At 37.9% G+C, this 20,451-nt stretch carries 16 protein-coding genes and 1 other annotated feature; of the genes, 2 read left to right on the top strand and 14 right to left on the bottom strand.

Annotation, left to right across the window (positions count from 1 at the left end):
- Nucleotides 1-42 precede the first annotated feature (42 nt).
- The 10 genes from RCJ96_RS02215 to hemA form a co-directional block, all read right to left on the bottom strand.
- A complete protein-coding gene (locus RCJ96_RS02215; RefSeq protein ID WP_074607669.1) occupies nucleotides 43-1,344 on the bottom strand; it encodes a bifunctional folylpolyglutamate synthase/dihydrofolate synthase in 1,302 nt (433 codons plus the stop codon).
- Nucleotides 1,345-1,436: 92 nt separating this feature from the next.
- A complete protein-coding gene (locus RCJ96_RS02210) occupies nucleotides 1,437-4,082 on the bottom strand; it encodes a valine--tRNA ligase (protein WP_074607668.1) in 2,646 nt (881 codons plus the stop codon).
- Nucleotides 4,083-4,120: 38 nt separating this feature from the next.
- Nucleotides 4,121-4,353: a binding site (T-box leader), on the bottom strand.
- Between the two features lie 121 nt (nucleotides 4,354-4,474).
- The gene (gene ysxE / locus RCJ96_RS02205) at nucleotides 4,475-5,500 is read right to left on the bottom strand and encodes a spore coat protein YsxE (protein ID WP_242304582.1); all 1,026 of its coding nucleotides are present in this window, start codon (nucleotides 5,498-5,500) and stop codon (nucleotides 4,475-4,477) included.
- A 62-nt stretch (nucleotides 5,501-5,562) separates the two neighbouring features.
- A complete protein-coding gene (spoVID, locus tag RCJ96_RS02200) occupies nucleotides 5,563-6,576 on the bottom strand; it encodes a stage VI sporulation protein D (RefSeq protein WP_316148791.1) in 1,014 nt (337 codons plus the stop codon).
- A 78-nt stretch (nucleotides 6,577-6,654) separates the two neighbouring features.
- Nucleotides 6,655-7,944, bottom strand: coding sequence for a glutamate-1-semialdehyde 2,1-aminomutase (gene hemL / locus RCJ96_RS02195; protein ID WP_000712928.1), 1,290 nt, complete (start codon nucleotides 7,942-7,944; stop codon nucleotides 6,655-6,657).
- On the bottom strand, nucleotides 7,944-8,933 hold the full coding sequence (gene hemB / locus RCJ96_RS02190) for a porphobilinogen synthase (protein ID WP_001087058.1): 990 nt from the start codon (nucleotides 8,931-8,933) through the stop codon (nucleotides 7,944-7,946). The genes hemL and hemB overlap by 1 nt, the downstream gene beginning before the upstream one ends.
- A gap of 20 nt (nucleotides 8,934-8,953) precedes the next feature.
- Entirely contained in the window at nucleotides 8,954-9,706 is a 753-nt protein-coding gene (gene hemD / locus RCJ96_RS02185) for a uroporphyrinogen-III synthase (RefSeq protein WP_074607663.1), read from the bottom strand.
- Nucleotides 9,707-9,708: 2 nt separating this feature from the next.
- The gene (gene hemC / locus RCJ96_RS02180) at nucleotides 9,709-10,638 is read right to left on the bottom strand and encodes a hydroxymethylbilane synthase (protein ID WP_074607662.1); all 930 of its coding nucleotides are present in this window, start codon (nucleotides 10,636-10,638) and stop codon (nucleotides 9,709-9,711) included.
- Nucleotides 10,639-10,653: 15 nt separating this feature from the next.
- Nucleotides 10,654-11,487 (bottom strand): cytochrome C assembly family protein, encoded by an 834-nt coding sequence (locus RCJ96_RS02175; protein ID WP_000008995.1) that lies wholly within the window; start codon nucleotides 11,485-11,487, stop codon nucleotides 10,654-10,656.
- 17 nt (nucleotides 11,488-11,504) lie between these two features.
- Nucleotides 11,505-12,839 (bottom strand): glutamyl-tRNA reductase, encoded by a 1,335-nt coding sequence (gene hemA / locus RCJ96_RS02170; protein ID WP_074607660.1) that lies wholly within the window; start codon nucleotides 12,837-12,839, stop codon nucleotides 11,505-11,507.
- A 416-nt stretch (nucleotides 12,840-13,255) separates the two neighbouring features.
- On the opposite strand from hemA, the gene RCJ96_RS02165 reads away from it, so the two are divergent.
- On the top strand, nucleotides 13,256-13,708 hold the full coding sequence (locus RCJ96_RS02165) for a MarR family winged helix-turn-helix transcriptional regulator (protein WP_000133920.1): 453 nt from the start codon (nucleotides 13,256-13,258) through the stop codon (nucleotides 13,706-13,708).
- Nucleotides 13,709-13,710: 2 nt separating this feature from the next.
- A complete protein-coding gene (locus RCJ96_RS02160) occupies nucleotides 13,711-14,127 on the top strand; it encodes an organic hydroperoxide resistance protein (RefSeq protein ID WP_074607658.1) in 417 nt (138 codons plus the stop codon).
- 32 nt (nucleotides 14,128-14,159) lie between these two features.
- Here RCJ96_RS02160 and ysxC read toward each other — a convergent pair whose 3' ends face one another.
- From ysxC to clpX, 4 genes are all read right to left on the bottom strand, one after another.
- Nucleotides 14,160-14,756, bottom strand: coding sequence for a ribosome biogenesis GTP-binding protein YsxC (ysxC, locus tag RCJ96_RS02155; RefSeq protein WP_000869113.1), 597 nt, complete (start codon nucleotides 14,754-14,756; stop codon nucleotides 14,160-14,162).
- Nucleotides 14,753-17,083 (bottom strand): endopeptidase La, encoded by a 2,331-nt coding sequence (gene lon, locus RCJ96_RS02150; RefSeq protein ID WP_316148792.1) that lies wholly within the window; start codon nucleotides 17,081-17,083, stop codon nucleotides 14,753-14,755. The genes ysxC and lon overlap by 4 nt, the downstream gene beginning before the upstream one ends.
- A 182-nt stretch (nucleotides 17,084-17,265) precedes the next feature.
- Nucleotides 17,266-18,936, bottom strand: a complete 1,671-nt coding sequence (gene lonB, locus RCJ96_RS02145; RefSeq protein ID WP_029141203.1) for an ATP-dependent protease LonB — start codon at nucleotides 18,934-18,936, stop codon at nucleotides 17,266-17,268.
- A 106-nt stretch (nucleotides 18,937-19,042) separates the two neighbouring features.
- Complete coding sequence (gene clpX, locus RCJ96_RS02140; RefSeq protein ID WP_000472282.1) at nucleotides 19,043-20,302, bottom strand: ATP-dependent protease ATP-binding subunit ClpX; 1,260 nt, start codon at nucleotides 20,300-20,302, stop codon at nucleotides 19,043-19,045.
- Between the last annotated feature and the right edge of the window lie 149 nt (nucleotides 20,303-20,451).

The following is a 20,451-nucleotide window of genomic DNA, read 5'->3' as shown; positions in this document are numbered from 1 at the left end:
GACTTCATTTGTAGAACAAAAAAACTAGATAGCAAAGACTATCTAGTTTTTTTCGCGAATATATTTTCGAACTTCCGAAATGAAATAAAGAGAACCTGTTATGATAAAAACATCATTTTCTCCAAGCATTTCAACCTTCGTATCAATTGCCTCTTTCCAATTTTCAAAAACTAATTTTGACTCTTTCTTTGCATACGATGCAAGCTCGCCTGCTGAAATAGCACGATCAAAGGCGAATGTTGTAAAAATAATTTCATCGGCGATGGTTTCTAATTGATCTACCATATTGTGCAATTGTTTGTCACCAAGGGCAGTAAATAAAACTATTACATTTTTATCTTTGTAATGTGATTCTACCGTTTTCACAAGACTTTCAATACCTTCTGGGTTATGAGCACCATCTATAATAATATCCGGATTACTTTGCAGTTTTTCAAAGCGCCCCACCCAATACGCTTCCTGTAATCCCCTTCTTATTTCTTCTTCCTCAATTAAAAATGATAAGTATGTTTTTACATACATGACTGCCATAAGCGCAAGCGCTGCGTTTCCTACTTGATGGCTGCCTTTCATTGAAATTCGCACATCTTCAAAAGAGGCGAAAGGGCAAGTGAAATCGAAATGTTCTCCATCTTCGCTAGACTGTTTATGTAACGATGTAAAATGGTTGCCCATCTCGTATACATTTGCATGATTTTCCTTTGCAACTTTTTGAATGACTTGCAGTGCTTCCTCATCTTGCACACCAGTAATAACCGGAACACCAGACTTAATAATTCCCGCCTTTTCATATGCAATTTCCCCTAGTGTATTACCTAAAATATGCATATGATCGTGACCGATATTCGTAATAATCGTGAGAACTGGGTGAATCACATTCGTAGAATCAAAGCGCCCTCCAAGCCCTGTTTCAAATAAAACAACATCACAGAAATTAACTTTACCGAAGTAACAAATTGCCATAACAGTAATAATTTCAAACTCAGTCGCTTCCCCTAAATCCGTCTCATCTAGTTTTTCAACGACTGGCTTTACCATCTTTACAAGTTCAGTAATCTCTTCATCTGCAATTGGTGTTCCATTCACACTAATACGCTCGTTAAATGTTTCAATATAAGGGGAGGTAAATGTTCCTACCTTATATTTTGCATTTTCTAACATGTAGCGCATATATGTTAACGTTGAACCTTTTCCATTTGTACCAGCAAGATGAACACATTTTATGTGACGTTCTGGATTTCCGAGTTCTTCTAGCATCCATCTCATTCTTTCTAATCCTGGTTTAATACCAAACTTCAATCGGCTATGAATCCACCCTATCGCTTCTTCGTATGTATGTATCACGTATGCTTTCCCCTTTCAAAAAACAACCTTCATAACCCTATTATACGCAAAGAAAAGAGACTCACCAATATAGTGAGTCTCTAAAAAGCATTTTATTTCTCAAGATCTGCTAGACGTTGGCGAACTGCTTCGCGTTTTTCTAGGTAATCTTGCTCTTTCGCACGCTCTCCTTCAATAACTGCTGCAGGAGCTTTCGCTACGAAACCTTGGTTTGAAAGTTTCTTCTGTACACGTTCTACTTCTTTGTCGAACTTCTCAAGCTCTTTCTCAAGACGTGCTCTCTCTTCATCAAGATTGATAAGATCAGCTAACGGTAAGAATAACTCTGCACCCGTTACGATTGCAGTCATTGCTTTTTCTGGCGCTTGTAAATCCGTTTGAATTGTTAATTCACTTGGGTTACAGAAACGCTCAATGTAAGAACTGTTTTTCGTAAGTTGAGCAAGTACAGCCTCATCTTTTGCTTTAATTTGCATTTGAACTTTTTTGCTCATTGGCGTATTAACTTCTGCACGAATGTTACGAACAGAGCGAATGATATCAACTAGAAGGTGCATTTCTGCTGCAGCTTCTGTATCTTGTAAATCTTCGCGAACTGTTGGCCACGCTGCTACTGTAATAGATTCGCCTTCGTGCGGTAAATGTTGCCAAATCTTCTCTGTTACGAATGGCATGAATGGGTGTAACAGACGCATTGTTTGATCTAATACGTAAGCTAAAATAGAACGAGTTGTTTTCTTAGCTGCTTCATCTTCACCGTATAGAGGAAGTTTCGCCATTTCGATGTACCAGTCACAGAAATCATCCCAGATGAAGTTGTATAATGAACGGCCCGCTTCACCGAACTCATATTTATCCATGTTACGTGTTACGCTTTCGATTGTTTCATTTAAGCGAGTTAAAATCCACTTATCTGCAACTGATTTTTCACCAGTTAAATCGATTTCTTCATACTTCATGTCATCCATATTCATTAATACGAAACGTGATGCATTCCAAATTTTATTAATGAAGTTCCAAGTAGATTCTACTTTTTCCATGCTGAAACGTAAGTCTTGACCTGGTGCACTTCCCGTTGATAAGAAGAAACGCATTGCATCTGCACCGTACTTCTCGATAACTTCCATTGGGTCAATACCGTTACCAAGAGATTTACTCATTTTACGTCCTTGCTCATCACGAACTAAACCGTGAATTAATACATCTTTAAATGGACGCTCGCCTGTAAACTCTAAACCTTGGAAAATCATACGAGATACCCAGAAGAAGATGATGTCATAACCAGTTACTAGTGCATCTGTTGAATAGTAACGCTTGAAGTCTGCTGCATCTTCATTTGGCCAACCAAGTGTTGAGAATGGCCATAGTGCTGAACTGAACCATGTATCAAGTACGTCGTTATCTTGATTCCAATTTTCAATATCTGCTGGTGCTTCTGTACCTACGTATACTTCACCAGTTTCTTTATGATACCAAGCTGGAATGCGGTGTCCCCACCATAATTGACGAGAAATACACCAGTCGTGAATGTTTTCCATCCAACGTAAATATGTGTTTTCGAAACGATCTGGTACGAACGTTACTTTCTCTTCTTCTTTTTGCTGAAGCGCTACTGCCTTCTCAGCAAGTGGAGCCATTTTTACGAACCATTGTGTTGATAAGTAAGGCTCAACAACTGCACCACTACGCTCACTATGACCTACTGAATGCATATGAGGCTCGATTTCTACTAATACGCCCGCTTCTTGTAAATCTTTTACTAACGCTTTACGGCACTCGAAACGATCCATACCGTTATACTTACCAGCTTTTTCGTTCATCGTTCCATCTTCGTTCATTACTAAGATACGTGGTAAGTCATGACGGTTACCTACTTCAAAGTCATTCGGGTCATGAGCTGGTGTAATTTTTACAACACCTGTTCCGAAATCTTTTTCTACATACTCATCAGCAATAATCGGAATCTCACGGCCTACGATTGGAAGTGTAACTGTTTTTCCAATTAAATGCTTGTAACGATCGTCTTCTGGATGAACCGCTACCGCTGTATCACCAAGCATCGTTTCTGGACGAGTTGTTGCAAGACGAATATGACCAGATCCATCTGTTAACGGATAGTTCATATGGTAGAATGCACCTTGAACTTCTTTATGAATTACTTCGATATCAGAAAGAGCTGTGCGTGTTGCCGGGTCCCAGTTGATAATATATTCACCGCGGTAAATTAAGCCTTTTTCGTATAATTGAACGAATACTTTATTAACCGCATCAGATAAACCTTCGTCTAATGTGAAACGTTCGCGAGAATAGTCTAGTCCTAAACCAACTTTCCCCCATTGTTGACGAATGTGAGAAGCGTATTCTTCTTTCCATTCCCAAGCTTTTTCAAGGAATTTCTCACGGCCAAGATCGTAACGTGAAATACCTTCTTCACGAAGTTTTCCTTCTACTTTCGCTTGTGTTGCGATACCCGCATGGTCCATTCCTGGAAGCCACAATACATCGTAACCTTGCATACGCTTCGTACGAGTTAAAATATCTTGAAGTGTTGTATCCCATGCATGACCTAAGTGTAACTTACCAGTTACGTTCGGAGGTGGAATTACAATTGTATACGGTTGTTTCTTCTCGTCTCCTGTTGCTTCAAAATATTTGCCTTCTAGCCACCACTGATAAAGGCCTTCTTCAACGGACATATGATCATATTTAGTTGGTAAATTCTTTTCCGTGTTTGACATTATTTTCCCTCCTTAAAATAAAAAATGCCCCTCATCCAAAAAAGGACGAGGGACATCGCGGTACCACCTTTATTTACAAACAAATTCAGGAATTTGCTTATACTCTTAACTTGATAACGGACAAATCCGTCTTTTCCTAATGAGAACTATTCCGTTCAGAAAAGATGCTCCAGGGCTACCTTCTAACATAACTATCTAGAGAATCTCCCAGCTAATGATCCTCCTCTCTGAAGACGTTTCTTGTTATACTCTTCCCCTTCAAGGCATTTATATGATTGTTAATTATTATATACAATAGTGTAAAAAACGAAACCTTATTCGTCAAGATAAATTTAATACTACAGCTTTTTGAGTAAAAAAAAGAAGATAAGTAGCACCCTCTACTTATCTTTTTATCCGTTCCCTTGCTGGGCAGCTTGTAATTGCGAAAGGAAATATTCTATATTACTAACGAGCCAATGCGCTTGTTGCAAACTCTTTACTCCGAGAAGTTCATTTTGCTCATTACGACGCTCTCTTCTTTTCTTATAAGACTGGATTTGCCGAATAAATTGCGATGGATACGTCATATACGCAAACATGAGTAGTTGCTCTTCTTTCGTAAAAGGGAAGTTTTTTTGATACATTTGATACCATTCAAACCGATCGCTTCGCGCAATTGGATATGTGTTTAACGACCGAGAATAAAACCCTACAATATCTTGCACAGGTGTTGCAAACTTCGATTTTTCTAAACTAATAAAATAGCCGTTCCGTTCATAATCAAATAAAAAATGATTCAATGATACATTACCATGTACAAAAGTAATGCGTGTTGTCTCTTTTTCTTTCATCGCATCGTTCCACTCATTTAATTGCTTCGTTGCAAACTCACGCGCCCTCATTACATGATGATAATACGTACAATATTGCAGTTCAAACGGAGACATATACCACTTCGATTCCGATTCTACAAGAAACTCTTCTAGCATCTCGCCATCATTTTCCCAGCGCTCGGATATATTTGTATAATGTTTTTCTAAATCCTCTTCTGTATACGTTTCTTCTTTTACCGTTTTTTGATGCAACATTCCAAGAGTCTGAAACATTTTATGGTATTGATCATTATCCTCACCGTTTCCTTCCGCACGCTCTAACCAAGGCATTAAATAATAATTATACGTACCGTCACTTAAAATATAATTTCCGTCCGTCGCATGGTATATAGGTACATAATTTGAAAAACCTTTCTCCTTCAAATATTGAATATGGTGCAGAAAATTATTCCGCTCTAACTTCCTGCCTTCTATTTTCTTGAGCGCATATGGACCTTGATTCGTATAAATTTTCGTTACGCTTCCGTGCTCTTCCATATGCTGCGTATCCAATCTATATTGCCTTACAATGGGTTCATAGCGATTTCGTAATTCCATATCCATACGAATAACCCTTTCTATTCAAAACATAGCCTTTAGAAAAATAAGTGAGTGAAAACACTCACTTATTTCGCTTTTGCTCTTGAAACAGGAATATAAATAATTTGTCCTGTAGTTAAATATATATCTTCTGTTTGATTGACGCGGTATAAGTTTTGTACAGATGTTTCATACCGTTCTGCAACCGATTCAATCGTATCTCCTTCTTGCACGAAATACATTCTTAACTTTGTAAATTCTTCTTCCGGTTCTTTCGTAAATAATTTCGTTAAATAAAGTGCATTTTCATCTCGCTGTGAATACGTTTCCTCTTCTTGTTCTTCTTGTTTTTTCGCGTGTTCTTTCTTGAAATCTTTTCGTCCGAACAATTCAAATTGTGGCGTTGTTTCTATATCCTCTTCACGCTCTACAAATTCATGTTCTTCTATTTCCTCTTCCTCTACTTCCTGCTCTTTTCTTTCTTCTAGTTGGAACGGTTCAAATGCGTAATCTTCCCACTCATCTGATTCCTTATAAGCTGGTTCTTCTACGTGCGGTGTTGGTCTATTTTCCTCCTCTTGCGCTGAATCAACTTCCAACTCAGCATACGCCGTTTCTTCCTCTTCCTCTTCATCCTCGATGCGTTCTTCATCACATAATCCTGTAATAGATATATCCGCTAATAATTGTAAGCAACCATTTTCCTTTAATTCATAATCAAATTCCTCGATGGATACATATAGTTCTTCAATTACTTTCACACGGTTTCTTGGGATTGATATTTCAAGCGGGAAGGAATGAACAAGTTCATTAACCCCATCTTCTCTCGTTTCTACATAATCAATGGACTTCGCTGGCGATAGATCTCTTAATGAATAAGCTGAATCATCTTGCCTTGCAACATACTCTCCCGTTAAATCTAATTGCCCTCTCACAATTACCTCATGATCAAGCTCTTCTATCTCAACGTCTGGATCTAACGAAATTGACAAAAGTTCTTCGACTTCCTGTCCTTTTTGGAACCAAACAGATTCTTTTAATGAAAAACGTAATGAATGATCTGTTGCCACTTCTTTTCCCCCTCCCAAACTATATGTCATTACAGATTTATGTACGGAAAGCTGACTTTATGAATAAAAAAAATCGCTCCCCTTACGGAGAGCGATTTTTTTATTCAATTAAGCTTTTAATTTTGACATTGCAATTTCAGCCGCTGCAATCGTCGCTTCAATATCTGCATCACTATGTGCTGTCGATAAGAATAAACCTTCGAATTGAGATGGCGGTAAAAATACACCTTGTTCTACCATTTCACGATAGTAAGCCGCAAAGAACTCTAAGTTTGAAGATTTTGCTGCATCGTAATTAATAACTGGTTCATCTGTAAAGAAGATACCAATCATAGAACCCGCACGATTGATATGATGTGGAATGCCATGTTTTTCAGCCGCTTTACGTAAGCCAGCTTCTAACATTTCAGCTTTACGCTCAAATTCTACATACGATTCTGGCGTTAACTGTACTAACGTTTCATAACCTGCTGCCATTGCTAGTGGGTTACCTGATAAAGTACCTGCTTGATAAATCGGTCCGCTCGGTGCAACTTGGCGCATAATTTCTGCTTTACCACCGTATGCTCCTACCGGTAATCCACCACCGATTACTTTACCTAAACAAGTTAAATCAGGTGTTACACCGTAATAACCTTGTCCACAATTATAAGCAACACGGAATCCTGTCATTACTTCATCAAAAATAAGCAATGCGCCATTTTGCTCTGTTACTTCACGAAGACCTTCTAAAAATCCTGGTTGCGGAGGAACAACACCCATATTCCCTGCTACTGGTTCTACAATGACACAAGCAATATCATCACCGAATTGTTCGAAAGCGTATTTCACACTTTCTAAATCGTTATACGCTACTGTAATCGTATTTTTCGCTACACCTTCTGGTACACCAGGGCTATCTGGTAAACCTAGCGTTGCTACACCAGAACCCGCTTTAATTAATAACGAGTCACCATGACCGTGATAACAACCGATAAATTTCAAAATTTTGTTACGCCCTGTATAACCACGAGCTAAACGTAGCGCACTCATTGTCGCTTCTGTTCCAGAGTTAACCATACGCACAATCTCAATTGATGGAACACGCTCAATAACAAGTTTCGCTAATTTATTTTCAATTTCCGTTGGAGCACCGAAGCTCGTACCTCTTTCAGCAACAGCTTTTAAAGCCTCAACAACACGATCATTTGCATGACCATGAATTAATGGACCCCATGATAATACGTAATCGATGTATTCATTTCCATCGATATCATATACTTTAGAGCCTTTTCCACGCTCCATAAACAACGGATTCATACCGACAGACTTAAAAGCACGAACTGGGCTATTTACGCCACCAGGCATTAAATCTTGAGCCTCTTCAAACGCTGCAATCGACTTATCAAACTTTTTCATTATTTAGCGCCTCCTTCTTGTAACCATCTCGCTGCATCTTTCGCATGATACGTAATAATTAAATCTGCTCCTGCGCGTTTCATACTAATTAATTTTTCAAGTACAACTTCTTTTTCATTAATCCAGCCATTTTGCGCTGCCGCTTTAATCATTGAATATTCACCGCTTACGTTATAAGCAACGACTGGTAAATTAAAGTTATTTTTCACATCACGAACGATATCTAAGTAAGAAAGAGCTGGCTTTACAATTAAGAAATCTGCCCCTTCCATTACATCTGATTCTGCTTCACGGAATGCTTCCATGCGGTTCGCTGGGTCCATTTGATATGTTTTACGATCACCAAATTGCGGTGCACCGTGCGCCGCATCACGGAATGGCCCGTAAAATGCTGATGAATATTTAACAGCGTACGACATAACTGGTACATGTCCAAAACCATTTTCATCTAATGCGTGGCGAATTGCTGTTACGAATCCGTCCATCATGTTTGATGGCGCAATAATGTCCGCTCCTGCTTTCGCTTGGCTTACAGCTGTTTTTGCAAGAACTGCAAGAGACTCGTCATTTAAAATAATACCATCTTCAATTACACCGCAATGACCATGGCTTGTGAATTGACATAAACATGTATCCGCAACTACTACTAGATCAGGGAATTCACCTTTAATTTGCTGAATCGCACGTTGCACAATTCCATGATCACAATATGCTGATGATCCAACTTCATCTTTTTCAGCAGGTAAACCAAATACAATAACAGAACGAATACCTAAATCAACAACTTCTTGCATTTCAGCTTGCAATAAATCTAAAGATATTTGATATACGCCTGGCATAGAAGGCACTTCATTACGAACATTCTCTCCTTCTAATACAAAAATAGGGTAAATAAAATCTTCCGTATGTAAAAACGTTTCACGCACAAGCGCACGCATGCCCCCGCTTTGTCTTAAGCGACGATGACGATTAAATTGTAAAGAGTTCATAGATTTCTATCCCCATTCTTTTATTTTATAGATTCACAAACACATTGTAGTAATGCTTCTACAGTGTACTCTTTCGGCATAATAATATGCGGAAAATAAAGGCTCGCCTCTTTTTCCGTAATAGGCCCTATACAAGCAATTGTACATTTTTTTGTCCATTCTCTCCAGTTTGTATCCTCAAGTAAACGAACAAAACTAGTAACAGTGGAAGGGCTCGTAAATGTAATAATGTCTACTTTCCCTACTTCTAACGCTTCTATAAGCTCTTGCTTTTTCTCTACATTTTCTTTCGTACCATATACGATAAGCTCATCTAGAGAAACACCCATTTCGCGAAGTGCAACCGGAATTACGTCTCTTGCTAAATTCCCTTTCGGAAATAAAATACGTTCGTTTCCACTTAATCTTTTTACAAACTCTTCTGCAAATACTTCTGCAACAAATGAAGTTGGAACAAAATCCACTCGATAGCCTCGCTTTTCTAACTCTAACTTTGTTTTCACACCTACTGCAGCAATTTTAGTCGTTACAGGTAGCTTCTGTCTCAAACGATCTAGAAAAAAAGCTACCCCATTTTTACTCGTAAAAATAACCCAGTCATACGAATGTAACTGCCCTGCTATATGTTGAATTTGCCTATGAGACATACCTTCCATACGCAAAAGCGGAATTTCCAATGGAATTCCGCTCTTTTCTTTCACCGCTACACTCATTTGTTTTGCTTGATGCTGGGCACGCGTAACCAATACCGTTTTGCCAGCGAGAGCGTTCATATTTATCGTTGCCCCTTATTTGCAGCAAGAATGAGTTCTTTTGCGCCTTGTTTAATTAAACGGTCCGCAGCCTCTAATCCTACTTTCTCTGGATCAGTTCCTACTACTGTCTCTTTCAATAAAACAGAACCGTCCATAGACCCGACAAGAGCTGTTAATTCGATTGCATCGTTTTCCGTAAGAGTTGCATATCCAGCGATCGGAACTTGGCATCCCCCTTCAAGTTTATGAAGAAATACGCGTTCTGCTGCCACTGTTTTTTCTGTTACTCCATCATTCATATGAGCTAACAACTGCAGTAAATCTTTATCATCCTCACGACACTCAATCGCTAATGCACCTTGTCCTACAGCAGGTACACATAACGTCTCATCTAAATGTTCTGTAATAACTTCATTATCCCAACCCATTCTTTGTAATCCTGCTGTCGCTAAAATAATTGCATCGTAATCTTCTTCTTTTAATTTGCGTAAACGTGTATCGATATTTCCGCGAATCCACTTCACTTGTAAGTCTGGTCTCGCAGCGAGTAGCTGTGCACTACGTCTTAAACTACTCGTACCTAAAATAGCGCCTTCTGCTAACTCTTTAAACGACGCTCCGTTTTTTGAGATAAAAGCATCACGAGGGTCAACACGCTTTGGTGTACAACCAATCATTAATCCTTCTGGAAGTACGGCCGGCATATCTTTCATACTATGTACAGCCATATCAATTTCTTTCGTAAGTAGCGCATGTTCAATCTCTTTCACAAACAAGCCTTTGCCACCTACTTTTGAAAGAGTAACATCTAAAATAACATCACCTTTTGTGACGATTTCTTTCACTTCAAATTCATATGGTAAACCTAGCGCTTTTAACTGATCAATAAACCAGTTTGTTTGCGTTAATGCTAATTTACTCTTTCGTGACCCTACAATAATTTTGCGCATAATTTTCTCTCCTCATTATAAATACCAAAAGTGGAAGTTGGATAAACTGCTTAATAGAAAAATGTTAATTAGCATTACGAGAAATGCTCCGATGTTCCACTGCACGATTTTCTTCCCTAGCAATACATCTGCCGCTCGTAAATAAAGACCCGCACAATATACAAATAAAACGACAAAAGACCCGATTACTTTCGTATCATACCAATGGAAATTGTCCAATTTTGTATATCCCCATATGCATCCTAATAAAATAGCTAGTAAGAAAAATGGAACAGAAAATAAATTTAATCCGTAAGACATCGATTCTAACTTCGGTAAATTCCCTAACCTTCTTAATCTCGCATTCCATTTTTTCTTTTTTAATAGGCGATATTGCAATAAATACATAATAGAAAAAATGAACGATACAGTAAAAGTTGCATAAGAAATAATAGCCATACCGACATGTACATATACAAGCTCCGAAACTAATTGCTCTGCAAGTACCGGCGACATCTTTCCAAGCGGCGTAAAAATAGAAAAAGCGCTTACGCCAAATGCAACAACATTTGTAAAAAAGACTAAAAAATCGATTCTCATAAATCGATTAATGACTAACGACATCGTAATCAATAGCCAAACATAAAAATAAATACCTGATAATAAGGTTAAAAGGGGGTTCGTTTCTGAATCTGTAGCTCTAAGCAACATAAAAATAGAATGCAGAACCCATACAATCGAAAGTAACCAAAAAGCAAATCGGTTCGCCTTTCGGTTACTTTGGAAATAATCTATAAAATATAAACTAATGCTACAAGCATATAAAATAATTGCAATATGATAAATAATACTGTTATTTAAAAAACTCATCCGATCATCCTTCCAAATTATAAAGATGGAACGGATGGTGTCCACGCTCTTTTATGTTCTACTTCTTCCGCACGACTCTCTACGTCTTCCATTTCTAAATCAAAAATCTTTGCAAATAACGCTAATTTTTCGTCTGCTCCCTCTTCAGCAGCTATTTCTTTCGCTACTAAAATTGGGTCTTTTAATAATTGATTAATAATACTTTTCGTATGCTTACTAATTACTTTTCTCTCACGATCACTAAGAGTTGGTATTTTTCGTTCCAAACTTTCCATCGTTTCACTTTGAATAGCAAGTGCCTTATCACGAAGAGCTGATATTAACGGAACGACACCAAGTGTACTTAACCACGTTTTAAATACAACAATTTCCTCTTCAATCATAAATTGAATTTTCTCTGCTTCTTTCAAACGCTCAGCACGGTTCGCTTCTACTACTCCTTGCAAATCATCAATGTCATACAAGAAAGAACCTTCTAGCTCATCAATTGCTGGATCAATATCACGCGGCACTGCAATATCAACCATAAATAATGGACGACCAGAGCGCATTTTCTCTACCTTTGTCATCATCTCTTTCGTAATGACATAATCCGATGCACCAGTTGAACTAATTAAAATATCAGCTTCTAATAATGCACATTGTAATTCACTTAAAGGTTTTGCGTGTCCCATATATTTCTCAGCCATTATTTCTGCTTTTGAAAGCGTTCTATTCATGACTGTTACTTTACGAGCACCACTTCCATATAAGTTTTGTAGTGCAAGTTCACCCATTTTACCAGCACCGAGAATAAGCACGTGACAATCTGTTAACTCGCCGAATATTTTCTTTCCTAGCTCAACAGCAGCATAACTAACAGACATCGCACTTTCACCAATTGTCGTTTCTGAGTGAGCACGTTTCGCTAATGTAATGACTTGCTTAAACAATTCATTAAAAATTGTCCCTGTTGCTTTTACTTGCTGCGCTTCTAAAAAGCTATCTTTTATTTGACCTAAAATTTGCGTCTCTCCAACTACCATAGAATCTAAACCGCACGTTACGCGGAATAAATGATCGATTGCACCATCTTGTTCAAATATAGTTAAATATGGTGCGACTTCTTCTATTTCAAGCTGAAACCAATCAGCTAAAAACTTCTTAATATAATACCGTCCCGTGTGTAATTGATCGACAACAGCATAAATCTCAGTGCGATTACAAGTTGATACAATGACATTCTCTAACACGCTCTTTTGATTTTGTAATGTCGTCATTGCTTGCTCTAGCTCTGCTGCCTGAAATGTGAGTTTCTCACGAAATTCTACAGGGGCTGTTCGATAATTTACACTAACAACAAGAATATGCACGCAGCATGTCCCCCTTCACCCGTTTTATCACTTTATCTACTATCATAATACAACTTTCCTCTTATGAATCTGACAATCGTGTGAACAACCGATTATTTTTTTATTTATTCTCCATATGTAAGAAAGGAGATTCAGTAAAACGAATAAAAACTTTCTACTTTATAATGATTATAAATTAATAACTCTATTTGTACGTTACCAAAAAAAGCCCTCATAATCAAGTGATGGAAACTATTCCATATGAATTATAACATCATCTTTCCTATCTTCTTTCATCATGAAGGAAAATATGTATGATTGTTCCAAATTGTAGCACAAACTTTCTCAATACAATGTATTTGACATTGTATTTATTTTTCGTTATATTGATTTTACAAAATTAAATTGTGCACAACTTAATTAGAAAGGAGTCATTCATGACAGAAGATTCTTTGCATCTAGATAATCAACTTTGTTTTTCTATTTATGCTTGTTCTAGAGAGGTTACACGCTTTTACCGACCATATTTAGAAGAAATGGGCATTACGTATCCACAGTACATTACTTTACTCGTACTATGGGAGCAAGATGGACTAACAGTAAAAGAAATTGGAGAACGTCTATTTTTAGATTCCGGTACGTTAACACCTATGTTAAAACGAATGGAATCATTAAACCTTGTAAAACGCGTTCGTTCCAAAGAAGATGAGCGAAAAGTGTGTATTGAATTAACAGAACAAGGAAAAGATTTACAAGATAAGGCTTGTTCATTGCCAACAACGATGGCAACAAATTTAGGAATTACAGAACAAGAATATCGTTCTTTATTAATTCAATTAAATAAACTAATTGAAACAATGAAAACAATTAATGATAGAAAAGGGGAATAAACATGGATAAATTATATACTGCTTCAGTAACTGCTACAGGTGGAAGAAATGGAAAAGTAGTATCAGATGATGGCATATTAAATCTTGATGTAAAAATGCCGAAAGCACTAGGTGGTGCAGGCGGAGAGGCAACAAATCCAGAACAACTATTTGCAGCTGGTTATGCTGCTTGTTTTGATAGTGCGTTACAACTTGTCATTCGTACGAAACGTGTGAAAGTAGAAAGTACAGAAGTAACTGCTCACGTTTCTATCGGAAAAGATACAGATGGTGGTTTCGGCCTATCCGCTGTGCTTGATGTACATGTCGCTGGCGTTTCACATAGCGAAGCACAAGAACTTATAGAAGCCGCTCACGGCGTATGTCCTTATTCGAAAGCAACACGAGGAAATATTGAGGTTACATTAAACGTACGCTAAAAGTGTATAAAGAAAAAAACGCGCGACATTCGTCACGCGTTTTTTGTTTTTGTAAATTTATGAATTGCTTTCCATGCTTCTTCTTTCCCAAGTCCTGTTTCAGAAGAGAATAGAACGACTTCATCGCCACTTTCAATATCAAGCGTTTCTTTTACAACTTTTAAATGCTTTTGCCATTTCCCTTTCGGAATTTTATCGGCTTTCGTTGCAATAATAATGGTTGGAATGTCATAATGCTTTAAGAAATCATACATCATTACATCATCATTTGTTGGTTTGTGACGTAAATCAACTACTAGTACAGCTGCATCTAATTGCTCACGTGTTGTAAAATACGTTTCAATCATTTTACCCCAAGCTGCGCGCTCCGTTTTAGATACTTTCGCATATCCGTAACCTGGAACGTCCACAAAGTGCATCATCTCATTAATTAAGAAGAAGTTTAATGTTTGTGTTTTTCCTGGTTTAGAAGAAATACGTACTAACTTTTTACGATTTAAAATTTTATTAATAAAGGAAGACTTCCCGACATTTGAACGACCTGCTAATGCGATTTCTGGTAAGTCACCGTCTGGATATTGTTCTGGTTTAACAGCACTAATTACAATGTCTGCTTTTGTTACTTTCATTGTTTCACTCCTACTAATGCGTGCTCCAATACTTCATCTAAATGAGATGCAAGCACAAACGTAAGGTTTTCTTTTACGCTCTCTGGAATATCATCTAAATCTTTCTCATTTTCCGCCGGTAAAATAATTTTTGTTAAACCTGCGCGGTGAGCACTTAATGTTTTTTCTTTTAAACCACCAATCGGTAATACACGACCACGAAGTGTAATTTCACCTGTCATCCCCACTTCTTTACTTACAGGAATACCTGTTAGCGCAGAAATAAGTGCCGTTGCCATCGTAATACCTGCTGACGGTCCATCTTTTGGAACTGCTCCTTCTGGAACATGAATATGAATATCATTTTTTTCATGGAAATCAGGATCAATCTGAAGCTCTTCTGCACGAGAACGAATATAACTAAACGCCGCTTGTGCGGATTCTTTCATAACATCCCCAAGTTTCCCTGTTAAAATTAATTTCCCTTTACCTGGCGCTACGGACACTTCAATCGCCAGTGTATCGCCGCCTGCTGCCGTATACGCTAAACCTGTCGCCATACCAACTTGGTCTGTTTTTTCAGCTTGCCCATAACGGAATATGTGCTTACCAAGTAAATCAACAACGTTTTTCTCTGTTACTACAATACGCTTACGTTCTGCTGTAACGATAATTTTTGCTGCTTTACGACAAACCTTTGCAATTTGGCGCTCTAGTGTACGAACACCAGCCTCACGTGTATAATAGCGAATCATTTCAAGAAGCGCTTCATCACGTACTTGTAAATTACCTTTTCGTAAGCCATGCTCTTGTAATTGTTTCGGTAATAAATGTTCACGAGCAATATGAACTTTTTCAAGTTCTGTATAGCCAGCAATCGAAATAATTTCCATACGGTCAAGTAACGGACCTGGAATACTGGAAAGTGTATTCGCAGTTGCTACAAACATAACTTTCGATAGATCATATGGTTCTTCAATATAATGATCACTGAAGTTATGGTTTTGTTCTGGATCTAACACTTCAAGTAATGCTGCTGAAGGATCTCCACGGAAATCGTTAGACATTTTATCAATCTCATCTAATAAGAAAACTGGATTAACTGATTTCGCCTTTTTCATACCTTGAATAATACGTCCTGGCATTGCTCCAACATACGTACGACGGTGACCACGAATTTCAGATTCATCACGCACACCCCCAAGGGATACACGGACAAAATTACGATTTAATGATGTTGCAATAGAACGCGCTAACGAAGTTTTTCCGACCCCAGGTGGTCCTACTAAACAAAGGATAGGCCCTTTTAATGAATTCGTTAACTTCTGTACCGCTAAATATTCCAGTACGCGCTCTTTCACTTTCTCAAGACCGTAATGATCTTTGTTTAAAATCTCTTCAGAATGAGCAAGATCAATCATATCCTCTGTTGCTTCTGTCCACGGAAGCGCTAATAACCAATCGATATAATTTCGAATAACACCGCTCTCCGCAGAACTTGCTGGTAACTTTTCATAACGATCTAATTCTTTCAGCGCAGCCTTCATTGTTTCTTCAGGCATTCCTGACTGTTCAATTTTCTCACGAAGTTCTTCAACTTCCCCGCCCTTACCTTCTTTATCGCCAAGTTCAGTTTGAATCGCCTTCATTTGCTCACGTAAGAAATATTCTTTTTGCGTGCGCTCCATTGAACGTTTCACTTTTTGTCCAATTTTCTTTTCTAAACTAAGTAATTCTTGTTCATCTTGAATAATTGAAATAAGTGTATGTAATCGTTCTTTCACAGATATGATCTCTAAAATCTCTTGTTTCTGCTTCGTTTTAATTGGCAAGTGAGAAGCAAGTAAATCAGCTAATCTTCCTGGCTCTTCTACATCAGCTACCGTTGCAAATGTTTCATTTGAAACTTTTTTCGAAACTTTAATATATTGTTCAAAATGCTCCAGTAATGTACGCATAAGGGCTTTCTCTTCTAAATCAGCTTCCACTTCTTCCGTTATCGTTTTAATAGAAACTTGCACTACATTTTCTTCTTCGATAAACTCTACTACTTCTGCTCTATGTAAACCTTCTACAAGGACACGAAGCGTACCGTTCGGCAATTTTAACATTTGCTTCACTTTCGCCACTGTACCTACACTATATATGTCATCTTCTTTCGGATCATCGATATTCATTTCTTTTTGCATTGCTAAAAAGATGATATTTTCATCCATTGCCGCCTGCTCTAGTGCTTGTATCGATTTATCACGTCCTACATCAAGATGCAGAACCATCGTTGGATATACGAGAACGCCTCTTAATGGTAGGAGGGGCACGATTCTTTCATTCGTATTCATACTAGACATAGCACCTCCATAATAAATTAAACTCCTGTTCAACTATTTTATATTACAATACATCTAGATGCAATTGCAGAGATTCTCCGCAACTGTAAATCCCTCGTTTTTTCTCCCTTATAAAAGAAAAAAGACTCCGCTTAAGCATACAAACTTAAACGAAGTCTGGCAAATACTATTATCGTTCATTCTCACATTGATTGTGCATCTGTTTCGTCTATCGTAGTATGTACATCAAGCTCTCGATGTATATTTTCCTGTATAAACGTTAGCTCAAATACTTCCTTCAACTTCCGAACAGGAATAATTTCAATTCCTTTTATTGTATACAAAAATGGTTGCATGTTTTCAGCAGGAATGATAACTTTCTTAGCTCCTGCCTTTTTCGCAGCTTTTATTTTTGCGTACACACCACCGATAGGTTTCACTTCCCCGTGTATACTTATCTCTCCAGTCATCGCTACTTCATTATTCACATACGTATGATGCACTGCTGAATACACACCTGTTGCCATAGCAATTCCCGCCGAAGGCCCATCAATCGGGATACCACCTGGAAAATTAATATGTATATCGTACCCTTCTGGCAATACATCTAGAGATCGAAGTACTGTTAATACATTATCTACAGAACCTTTCGCCATACTTTTACGACGAATGGATTTCGTTTGACTACCAATACTTTCCTCTTCAACAATTCCGGTAACATTTACCGATCCTTTATCTTTCGCCTTGATTGCTGTTACTTCAATTTCTAATAACGCGCCTGTATTTGGTCCGTATACAGCAAGTCCATTTACAAGACCGATTCTCGGAATAGGGTAAATGCGTTTTTCATACTTCGGTGTGAGCTGACTAGAGTGAACAACCCACTCTATATCTTCATCTTTAATGAAAGGACGTTCTTCATTTATTGCCATTCCAGCAGAAATTTGTACAAGATTAATCGCTTCTCGCCCATTTCTCGCATACATCCCAATCATTTCAATACCATTTTCACCGATTTGCATTTCCACTTTGTCAGCCGCATTCTTCGCTACTTTTTGAATTTCTTCTGTATCTAACTCACGGAAGAACACTTCTAAACAGCGCGACCGAATAGCAGGAGGTATCTCATCTGGCGAACGTGTCGTCGCCCCAACTAAGCGAAAATCGGCTGGTAAACCTTTTTGAAAAATATCATGTATATACGTTGGAATCATCGTATTTTCTTCACTATAGTATGCACTTTCCAAAAACACTTTTCGATCTTCTAGCACCTTTAACATTTTGTTCATTTGAATCGGATGTAATTCACCTATCTCATCAATAAACAAAATACCACCGTGAGCATCTGTTACCGCACCTTTTTTCGGTTGCGGAATACCTGCTTGCCCCATCGCACCAGCACCTTGATAAATTGGATCATGCACCGAACCGATTAAAGGGTCTGCAATACCACGTTCATCAAACCGAGCTGTCGTCGCATCCAGTTCAATAAATGTTGCATTTGTGCGAAATGGAGATTTTGGATTTCGTTTTGCTTCTTCTAATACGAGACGCGCTGCCGCTGTCTTTCCGACACCTGGCGGACCATATATAATTACATGTTGCGGGTTTGGACCACAAAGAGCCGCTTTTAACGACTTAATCCCGTCCTCTTGCCCTACAATATCTAAAAAGGATGTAGGACGCACCTTTTCCGCAAGCGGCTCTGTTAAAGAAATCTCGCGCATTTTACGAAGCTGTTCTAATTCTTTTTTCGATTCTCGATCAATTGAAACTTTTTGTGTTCGCTGATTTCGAAGTAAATGCCAAAAATACAATCCGACAATTACACCAAAAACAAGTTGAACAAGTAAAAATATATTTGTCCAGCTCATCATTTATTTCCTCCCGCAATGTTTTATCTCTTAGTATTTCCGCGGAGGAACATAGCTAAACATAAAGAAAAACAGCAATTATAAAAATTGCTGTTTCTCCTTCGCATTATGCAGATGTTTTTGTATCAAGTACAGTACCGTCTTGTAACACCAATTTTGGTGCTGCATTATCAGCTACTGTTTCTTTTGTAAGAATACACTTCTCGATATCTTTGCGAGATGGTAGCTCGAACATTACCTCAAGCATTAAGCCTTCAATAATAGAACGAAGTCCACGAGCACCTGTTTTACGTTCAATTGCTTTTTTCGCAATCTCAATTAGTGCGCCTTCTTCAAACTCTAACTCAACATCGTCAAGCTCCAATAGTTTTTGGAATTGCTTAACAAGTGCATTTTTCGGTTTCGTTAAAATATCAACAAGAGCATCTTCATCAAGCGGCTCTAGGTTCGCAATAACTGGAAGACGACCGATAAACTCTGGAATTAAACCAAATCTTAAAAGGTCCTCTGGTAATACGTGAGATAAAACATGCTTCTCATTTACATCAGCATTTTTCTTCTCAGAACCAAATCCAATTACTTTTTCACCAAGACGACGTTTAATAATTGGCTCGATGCCATCAAACGCTCCACCACAGATGAATAAGATATTCGTTGTATCAATTTGAATAAACTCTTGATGCGGATGCTTACGGCCACCTTGAGGTGGAACGCTTGCTACAGTACCTTCTAAAATTTTCAGAAGTGCCTGCTGCACACCTTCACCAGATACATCACGTGTAATTGATGGATTTTCGGACTTACGTGCCACTTTATCAATCTCATCAATATAAATGATTCCTTTTTCCGCTTTCTCTACATCATAATCAGCTGCTTGGATTAATTTAAGTAAGATGTTTTCTACATCTTCCCCAACGTACCCAGCTTCAGTTAAAGATGTTGCGTCCGCGATTGCAAATGGAACATTTAAAATACGCGCTAACGTTTGTGCCAGTAATGTTTTACCACTACCTGTTGGCCCGATAAGTGCGATATTACTCTTCGCTAATTCTACATCATCAATTTTGCTGTTAGAATTAATGCGTTTGTAATGGTTATATACCGCTACCGCTAGTGCTTTTTTCGCGTTATCTTGTCCGATGACATACTCATCTAAAATTTCACGAATTTCTACCGGTTTCGGTACATCTTTGAATTCTACTTCTTCGTCTTTCGCAAGCTCCTCTTGTACAATTTCAGTACAAAGTTCGATACACTCGTCACAAATGTAAACACCTGGACCTGCAACTAACTTTCGGACTTGCGTTTGTGTTTTACCACAGAAAGAACATTTTAATTGCCCTTTTTCATCATTAAATTTAAACATATTTTCACACCCCTTACAAAGTGCTAACCTCTTGCCTTCGTATGTACACGATAAATGTATCGTATGTAAATACATATTATGTCACTACGTGGCGAGAAATACAAATAATATGACTAGTTATGTACAAATAAAAAGTTTTTAAAACTTTT

The sequence above is a fragment of the Bacillus sp. BSL6 genome, from assembly GCF_052928345.1.
Note: the sequence above shows the minus strand (reverse complement) of the source record. Positions and strands in the feature narration are given on the sequence as shown.

Excerpts from the sequence above, each read along its gene's own strand:
- RCJ96_RS02165 (WP_000133920.1), top strand. The coding sequence starts at position 13,256 with ATGACAGAAGATTCTTTGCATCTAGATAATCAACTTTGTTTTTCTATT.
- hemB (WP_001087058.1), bottom strand. The coding sequence starts at position 8,933 with ATGAACTCTTTACAATTTAATCGTCATCGTCGCTTAAGACAAAGCGGG.
- lonB (WP_029141203.1), bottom strand. The coding sequence starts at position 18,936 with ATGAGCTGGACAAATATATTTTTACTTGTTCAACTTGTTTTTGGTGTA.
- hemC (WP_074607662.1), bottom strand. The coding sequence starts at position 10,638 with ATGCGCAAAATTATTGTAGGGTCACGAAAGAGTAAATTAGCATTAACG.
- RCJ96_RS02210 (WP_074607668.1), bottom strand. The coding sequence starts at position 4,082 with ATGTCAAACACGGAAAAGAATTTACCAACTAAATATGATCATATGTCC.
- RCJ96_RS02160 (WP_074607658.1), top strand. The coding sequence starts at position 13,711 with ATGGATAAATTATATACTGCTTCAGTAACTGCTACAGGTGGAAGAAAT.
- ysxE (WP_242304582.1), bottom strand. The coding sequence starts at position 5,500 with ATGGATATGGAATTACGAAATCGCTATGAACCCATTGTAAGGCAATAT.
- clpX (WP_000472282.1), bottom strand. The coding sequence starts at position 20,302 with ATGTTTAAATTTAATGATGAAAAAGGGCAATTAAAATGTTCTTTCTGT.
- spoVID (WP_316148791.1), bottom strand. The coding sequence starts at position 6,576 with ATGACATATAGTTTGGGAGGGGGAAAAGAAGTGGCAACAGATCATTCA.
- hemL (WP_000712928.1), bottom strand. The coding sequence starts at position 7,944 with ATGAAAAAGTTTGATAAGTCGATTGCAGCGTTTGAAGAGGCTCAAGAT.
- ysxC (WP_000869113.1), bottom strand. The coding sequence starts at position 14,756 with ATGAAAGTAACAAAAGCAGACATTGTAATTAGTGCTGTTAAACCAGAA.
- RCJ96_RS02175 (WP_000008995.1), bottom strand. The coding sequence starts at position 11,487 with ATGAGTTTTTTAAATAACAGTATTATTTATCATATTGCAATTATTTTA.
- lon (WP_316148792.1), bottom strand. The coding sequence starts at position 17,083 with ATGTCTAGTATGAATACGAATGAAAGAATCGTGCCCCTCCTACCATTA.
- hemD (WP_074607663.1), bottom strand. The coding sequence starts at position 9,706 with ATGAACGCTCTCGCTGGCAAAACGGTATTGGTTACGCGTGCCCAGCAT.